Source organism: Spirosoma sp. 48-14, from assembly GCF_001898575.1.
Classification (GTDB): Bacteria; Bacteroidota; Bacteroidia; order Cytophagales; family Spirosomataceae; genus Spirosoma.
Window position 1 is genome coordinate 892 of sequence record NZ_MKUD01000033.1, and the last position, 7,343, is coordinate 8,234.

Consider the following 7,343-nt stretch of genomic DNA (forward strand, 5'->3'; position numbering starts at 1 on the left):
TTGTTTGTATTGTTTGTATTGTTTGTATTGTTTGTATTGTTTAAAATTAAGAAATTATTTGCATAATTAATTAATTTCTTAGTGTGTTTTGTATATTTGTTAACAAATATACAAAGTAACATTTAAAACCAAATATGTATGAGAGTCATTTGCGCATCGACCATGAAGGGTGGGGCCGGTAAAACAGCAACAACCTGCTGGATCGCGAACGTGTTGGCTAAGCATAGTGGCCAAAAGGTACTGGTTATTGACGCCGATAATCAGAAGTCAATAACTGACCTCCGACAGGAGGATAAGGAAATTGCTGAATCGGGTGGGGGAGGAGTAACCTTTGACTGGGATCTCAAAACGGCCACTCCCGAAGAAGCCCAGGCAATTATTGAGGAAGCTTATGAAAATGAAAGTTACGATCTCATTTTCATCGATATGCCCCGTATGACAGGCCTGGAAGATGATGCGATCATTGCTCTGTTAGCCATGTGTGACAGCTTTATCATCCCCATTAAACCAGCCAGGGCTGACGCACTGGCGACTGGCCACTTTATGGCCACTATGGCTGAACTAAAAAAAATTAGACAGGACGAAGGCTATCCAACGTACGTCTATGCGTTTCACAACTTTTTCCGAAACATTAAGGAGAATACATATCTGCCTGAATTTGCCGAAGAAATTGGGATCCAGTTATTTCAATCAAAAATCAAGCTTAAAAAAATCTTCGAGAACTATAACACATATACCTCGCTGTTAGAAAGCCAAGAAGGCAGAGATGAGTTTTTGCCCTTTATCAAAGAGTTTTTAGAGAAGTATGAAATAGAAGCGGATCTGAACACTCCAACCACTAAATAAGACACCGATGGCAAAAAGCTTTGGATTAATCTCGAAAAGTGCTAGAAATAAAGCCGCCGAGCAAGGTACCAAAACACTTAATAACACAGACAGTACCGAGTCTTCTTCGGAAATAGAAGCAGTACCTATACAAAATGAATCAGCTCCTGAAGTTAAGGTACCAGCTGCTCACGTTCAAGACTCGAAGGGATCGGGCTCTAATGCGCCAGTCGTTCCACCGGTGCAAGAAGCTGTGGCTGATGTGAAGTCACCAACTAACATGCCTGTCGTGAATTCTGTGGAGACTGAACCGGCCGTAACTGAATCGGCAGACAAGGGGAGCACGGTTAATAAAAGGGGCGCAAAATCAAAAAAGAAAATGGAGACACCAGCGCCATCGCCATTGAATGCAGCACGAGTATCAGCTAGGGCTCACAAGCTACTCAATATGATTAGTTCGCTGGAAAATAAAACCCAGAGTGCCATTATTGATGAACTGATTGTATTACACCCATTATATCCTAAGCTAAAAGCATTAGTCGAAGCGGTAGGGTAGGGGGATTAATCATCCTCCTTATCCACGTCACCTGCTGATTCATTCATTTCGCGAAGAATTATCTTAACAACAGCGGTAGGCGTTTTCTTAAGCATTTTCGCCAGGGTAACAATTTCTAAAATTGTGTATAACTCTGGGTTCTTTTTGCGTACCCTTATAGTGGCACGGTTATAATTCAAGACCTCTGCCAGGTCCTGCATAGTTATATTTGACTCTTTTATAAGGTCTGATAATTTTTTTGAATCAGACTTATCAGAATCTTTCATAGGTCGATTCATCCGGTTTCTCGTAAAATAACAGCTAAGGGGCGATTATTAAAAATTGCAATAACTGATTTGTCTTTATACACTAATCAAGACACGCTATTTTTAACAGTCAGATCTGAGATACCAGAATACAGGAGGGTCTCATAATATATCATTTACTTTTGGTATGACCAAAAAAAGGGTATAATCTAAGATTTACTGTCATTTTGGCACAAACAGTTAGTGTATTCGAATCTTCTACTTTGAAATTGGACAAAATGCTAAAAGCTATAATAACTACAAATATAGTTGCCGGAAGATTTTTTTAGTAATTTAGGCAGTTTATAATAAATGGTTTTAGTAAAATATGAACATTTAAACATATTTTGTCTCTCTTTTTTTCCCCTTTGTTCTTTTTTAGCAAGATTGTCAAATTTTTCTAAAAATTTCTAAAATTAGATAGATTAGGAATGACTTAATTAGTTGATTATTAGTATTTTACTAAAAGAAAAGCGACTAATGTACGAAGCTAAAGCGACTAATGTACGAAGCAATAACGACTAATGTACGAAGCAATAACGACTAATGTACGAAGCAATAACGACTTGTGTACGAATTAACTAGGCGAAAAACGACTTGTGTACGAAGCATATAGAACCCCCTTAAAAGCGACCAGAGTACGAAGCAATATGTCCTAAGAACCTTTCAGCGAAAAGCGACCAGAGTACGGAGTAGAAGGCAAGTCCAACTTATTAGTTTATTACAATTTCTGTATCAATATAATACAATAACAACTCCTCTACTAGTCCGTAAAACGGACAAAATTAGATCTAAATAAGCGTAATGGATGGCTCGCTAAGTCCTTAGAACCAATGATTTAACAAATGGTAGATTTTTCTACCATTTGTTAAATCAAGAAAACGACTCAGATACGAAGCAAAAGCGACTTGGCAACGAAGATCGATTTTAGTAACATTCTGAGAGATAAGTAGTTGTAGTTACATCAATTTTGTACAATTCGATTTGGTAGTGCTTATTTTATTTCTAAATTGCGGATGTTTTTCCTGAAAACTTATTTTTATTCGCTATGTCGGATTCAACGGAAAATTTGATGGTGGTGCCCAGTAAGAAGCAAAAAAACAATTACCAGCCCAACCTGATAACTGAGTCTCGGCAGATGTTCACGGCTTTGGAGAAGAATATAGTCGTTATGATTATTAATCAGTTGACTATACGCTACTTTGAGAAAAGCCAGCCCTTGTTCCCTAATCAAAATGTTGAGTTCCTAATCCCGTTTGCTGAGCTCAGTAAGAGTAGAAACTACAGTGAAATTGAGCGGGCTGCAAAATCGTTGCAGCTAAAGCAACAGGGATTCGCCTTTACCAATGAAAAGGGTGAACGCTATTTTAAGTATATGATCCCTTTTCCACTGGTTGAGAACCTGATGAACAAGGGGAAGATGTGTTTAAAAATTACCATGTTCTCTGGCGCTGTACCTTACTACACTGAGCTAGGAAAAACATGGACAAGTTATGATTATGAAGTAATGCGCTCGTTAGGTTCCCTCTATTCAAAACGGGTATATGAAATTCTAATGAGTCACTACCGAAGCGATACTTTTACCTATGAGGTCGATCACTTGAGGCATATTCTTAACGTACCCGAAACGTTCAAGTATTTTGATTTTACGCGTAAGTGCTTAGATGTAGCGTATAATGAAATCAAGGAGAAGACGGGCATTGAATTTACTTACGAACCGGTTAAGAAAGAGGGTAAACGGGTAACCCGCTTAAAGTTTACTAAAAAAACACCGCTAAGTCAGATTGAAAGCGAAGTAGATGCGAGCAGAGAATATATCCAGAAAATGCCCATTGGAGAAGCCGTTGCATTAGCGTGGCAATGGTTTGCAGGCTACACACTCAACGAGGCTCAGAAAGCAGCCATAACCGACAACTCTGATAAGTTAGAAACATTCCTGCGAATCCATACAGAGGTAGCTTCAGGAAAGCGGAAAAACGTTAAAAATGCTACGGCTTACATGGTAAAATCCCTTGGTATTGAAAACGTTAAAGTAAAAAAGAAAGAAACTACTCCCAAGTCGGCCACTCCACGTCGAACAGGTACACCTAAAGCAATTAGCTCAATCATTGGCACCATGAGTTTATTTCAATCCGAAGAATAAGAACAGCGGGGAAAAAAAGTGTAATTGTATGGCCAATCTAAGAAAATCTTATCCTATGAGCACATATAAAATCATAAGTTACATTGGGGTTTTGCTTATTCTGGTAAGTGGATGCAAAAAAGAGCCTGACCCAATTGCATTAAATAACCAAATCGAGTTAGGTGAAAATCCTGACCCAATTCAACGGGTATCAGGTACATACAATGCAGTATTCGTCGATGCGGGGTTTAAAGTAGGAGATGGCTTTAAAGCATATCAAGAAGGTAGCTACAGTCTTAGTCAGCCTGATGGAAGTATAAAAGGGGGAGGATATCAATTAACGGTGAAACCGGCTGGAGCGCAAACGGTAGCGGTTACGGTTGAAGGATCAAGCACCAATTTCGCCAAAGTGCCAAACCATACAATTGGTACCTACACAGTATATACCGTACAAAATGGTAGTACAACTGAATATCAATTACGAAAGTCAATGGCTGAACCCATTGCCTTATTAATAAAACGGTACGATGCTTTTAGCACCTTAACGAGTTATGAATATGACGTAGCTCTCAACTACTATTACAACAAAGCCACTGGGGATTTTCATTGGGGGAAACAAAATGAAATAGAGCCAGATCCATCATCCTGGTTCTATTTGAATGGAGATTCTTATACTGTGTACTTCAAAATGCTTCGTAAGGTGTCAAAGAGTTAAGGTTGATTGGGTAACTTACTTAGCATCATATTATAGAAGAAATCGCTACTACTTCAAAATAAAATCAGATAAAAAGCTTCCCTAATAGTTCTTGAACAAAAAAGTCGTATTGCTTCCGATAAAACCACGATTGCCATATGGGAGTGAAATGACAAATATGCTGTGTTATTGGTACCGCAGCTCAATTAAAGACCAGTCGTCAATTAAGTACCCTTACCTTAAATTACAAAAACTCTACCCATACAAATAAAGTTGAACTTAGAAATACAACCTTAAAATGGAAACCGAAAAAGTCCCTATAAATCAGCCTACTAAGCCATCACCTACTGAAATCACTAAGCCACCTCGGCCCAAACGACTACGGATAAAAAAAGAACGGATTCATTCAAATACCTACGGTGTGAACTTGAAGTTGGGTTATTCTAATAATGTTATTCTCAAACGTTTACAGTCATAACACAAGCCATGTTATATTAAAAATGGATTCTTACTTAATCAAAGATCTTATTCCTATAGGCATTGACATTGGGACAGATGGGACTGTTGATAGTTACTATAGACTACCAACTCCCATGGTGTGGATTTTTCGAATTCCTCACCCAGATGACGTAGAGACTTACACTCAAGTGGAGACGATTGTAACGAAAGTAGCCGTAAGCCTCATACCGGCGTCTGCCGAAAAAAAGGCTACAGCATGGGTGGCTCCCCTGAATGAAGACGACGAACCCGATATTAACGGGGCTTTAGCCTTTGAGGGAGTCAATTCGTATGAGGGGGTATTAGTCAAATTAGGATTTACTCCTGCTTTGCCAGCTAACTAACAAGTTAGCTACCCATATATTAATATTAATCAAAGGGACGTTTTCCTGAACGGTGGGCGGGTTGACCCGTCCGGAAAAGTTACCTTGATTTAAACGGGTTAACGAAACATACCCGGGTTAAAAACGACTGCTTCCAGGCACTCATTCACAATTGTGGCAACGTTCATAACCATGATACTGCTTGTCAAAACAGAGCGGCTGCGCTTTATGATTTATCCAGTGTCGATAAGACGTCCTGCACCAATTTTACAAAGGCCGATCCAATCTGGCCTGGATAGCTCGGGTAAATAAGGCAGGTCAGCTTGTCAACTGCTATGGCAGTCTGCATAGCGGCTCTTTCGACTTGCTTTTGCCGAACAGCGCTCCGGGGATGAGTACATTTCATAAGCTTCTAAACCAGTGGCTACAGTAATCCTGCTTTCAAAGGAGGAAGCACTACTGCTTTTTTGCCGCAACCCAACCCACCCAGGTATGGTAACTAGCTGTCTCGAAACCTTACACTCTACTAGCAGCCAGTCGTTTGGCATAAAAAGGCAGGAAACACGCATTGGGTACTGCTTAATTTCCTGTTGCATGTTGCATTCAGTTTCCAACTTACTGGCTTTACCGATTAAAATACCTAATACCCATATCGACAAAATTTACTTGTTTCCCGAAGCCTATGTCTTAGTCGGATAGCCTTGTTGTGACTAATCTGGATTTCGCTTCCGGCATCTATGCTGATAACGACGCTGTTCCCGCCACAGAAACAGACCAGTTGCTGCTAGCACGAATAAAGTGAATAGTGACAGCACCTCAATTCCCATTTGTTCCCGCCAATAAACGCGCCGAATTAAAGTTGCTGAAGCTCCCGCCAAAAAGCCCGGATAAAGGCCCGCTCCTGACGGGAGATACCCTCATGCGCCCGGGCAACCCGCAACAGAATATTGACAAATCGTTTCTTGGTCTGTTTGTCGAGTTCAACGCGCTTATCAGCCATCCGGCGCAGGCCAAATGCATACGCTTCCTCGGTGGTTTCGTTAACGGTATCCCGTAAAAAGCAGGCACAAATGGCTAAGTTGCTATAAGGCTCCTTCGCCAGTAGTTCATTGACGGCTTCGACTTCCTGTCGGTGAAAATCGCCATCCAGCTTAGCCAGCGCATAAACGACGCTACCTAATCCCAGCGATATGTCGGGGGAATGCATAAAGGAATCAGTTGTTGATGAATTGTTACTACGAACGAATCGGCCAGGGTGTGAGCGATGTAACTAAGCCTGAGCCAGCGCAACCAGTTGATGAAACACCCGTTCATCGAGCCGGTAGCGGTCATTGAGCGTCAGGCTGCTCCGACTGGTAAACAAGGCGTAATTAACGGCATTATATAAGAGCCAGTACGAAGCAGGCTCTTTGAGCAGTCGCTCTTCCAGCCGCAGTCGGTCGCGGGCCTGCTTAGCCAGTTGAACGGGTATGGGCAGCTTGCGGATCAGACCCTCCTGGGCTCCGGCCAGCGGGGCCTCCTGTAGTTGGTTGTAGACCACGGCCGTCAGGGCCGGAGGGGCCGATAAATGCTCAAGCAATAGCTTACTCAGGTGCTCCTGAAAACGCTCAATCGTCAGAGCCCGGTGATGAATGGTACGAATGTCGGTGGTGGTTCGTGTTGAACGGGCGGGCGAGGGGTTACTTCGGGCGGAGGGTAGTTTATCAGTTCTCTTCGCCCACTCGTCCAGCCAACCCCGGTATGTATCCAGATCGGCAAACGAATCCGCCCATCCCAACAGCCCGTTCTGACAGACCGACCGGTAGAGACTACTGCCCAGTTGGGAGGAGGCATCCAACAGCGTAGTCAGGGTTTGCCCCTGGATACTGAACGGCGTGCGACCGTTATAACTGTTGGTCAGAATCAGACTATGGTGCAACCGTTCACTACCCACCGATAAACTGGTCGGCAAGATTATACTGATATTGAATTCCCCGGTTGTCGTGTACTTAATCAGCAGACGGTACGCTGGAATCAACCGGTCGACTACGTCACGGATGGC

At 42.1% G+C, this 7,343-nt stretch carries 9 protein-coding genes; 5 read left to right on the plus strand and 4 right to left on the minus strand.

The genetic code is table 11. The features are described from left to right. Positions 1-138: 138 nt before the first annotated feature. Positions 139-846 carry a ParA family protein gene (locus tag BGO59_RS18285; RefSeq protein ID WP_293685384.1) on the plus strand — a complete coding sequence of 236 codons (708 nt, stop codon included), beginning with the start codon at positions 139-141 and terminating at the stop codon, positions 844-846. A gap of 7 nt (positions 847-853) precedes the next feature. Then, positions 854-1,381 carry a hypothetical protein gene (locus BGO59_RS18290; RefSeq protein ID WP_293685386.1) on the plus strand — a complete coding sequence of 176 codons (528 nt, stop codon included), beginning with the start codon at positions 854-856 and terminating at the stop codon, positions 1,379-1,381. A gap of 5 nt (positions 1,382-1,386) precedes the next feature. Here BGO59_RS18290 and BGO59_RS18295 read toward each other — a convergent pair whose 3' ends face one another. Beyond that, complete coding sequence (locus BGO59_RS18295; protein WP_020597263.1) at positions 1,387-1,647, minus strand: hypothetical protein; 261 nt, start codon at positions 1,645-1,647, stop codon at positions 1,387-1,389. Positions 1,648-2,713: 1,066 nt separating this feature from the next. On the opposite strand from BGO59_RS18295, the gene BGO59_RS18300 reads away from it, so the two are divergent. The 3 genes from BGO59_RS18300 to BGO59_RS18310 all read left to right on the plus strand — a co-directional run bounded on the left by BGO59_RS18300 (position 2,714) and on the right by BGO59_RS18310 (position 5,323). Beyond that, positions 2,714-3,808, plus strand: a complete 1,095-nt coding sequence (locus BGO59_RS18300) for a replication initiation protein (protein ID WP_020597262.1) — start codon at positions 2,714-2,716, stop codon at positions 3,806-3,808. Between the two features lie 28 nt (positions 3,809-3,836). Next, positions 3,837-4,502 carry a hypothetical protein gene (locus tag BGO59_RS18305; RefSeq protein ID WP_293685392.1) on the plus strand — a complete coding sequence of 222 codons (666 nt, stop codon included), beginning with the start codon at positions 3,837-3,839 and terminating at the stop codon, positions 4,500-4,502. 626 nt (positions 4,503-5,128) lie between these two features. Beyond that, positions 5,129-5,323 carry a hypothetical protein gene (locus tag BGO59_RS18310; protein ID WP_157634692.1) on the plus strand — a complete coding sequence of 65 codons (195 nt, stop codon included), beginning with the start codon at positions 5,129-5,131 and terminating at the stop codon, positions 5,321-5,323. Positions 5,324-5,528: 205 nt separating this feature from the next. On the opposite strand, the gene BGO59_RS18315 is transcribed toward BGO59_RS18310, so the two are convergent. From BGO59_RS18315 to BGO59_RS18325, 3 genes are all read right to left on the minus strand, one after another. Further along, entirely contained in the window at positions 5,529-5,708 is a 180-nt protein-coding gene (locus BGO59_RS18315) for a hypothetical protein (RefSeq protein WP_293685396.1), read from the minus strand. 447 nt (positions 5,709-6,155) lie between these two features. Beyond that, positions 6,156-6,509, minus strand: coding sequence for a TerB family tellurite resistance protein (locus BGO59_RS18320; RefSeq protein WP_293685397.1), 354 nt, complete (start codon positions 6,507-6,509; stop codon positions 6,156-6,158). Between the two features lie 63 nt (positions 6,510-6,572). Further along, on the minus strand, positions 6,573-7,343 hold a 771-nt coding region (locus BGO59_RS18325; protein ID WP_293685399.1), incomplete at its 5' end, for a hypothetical protein.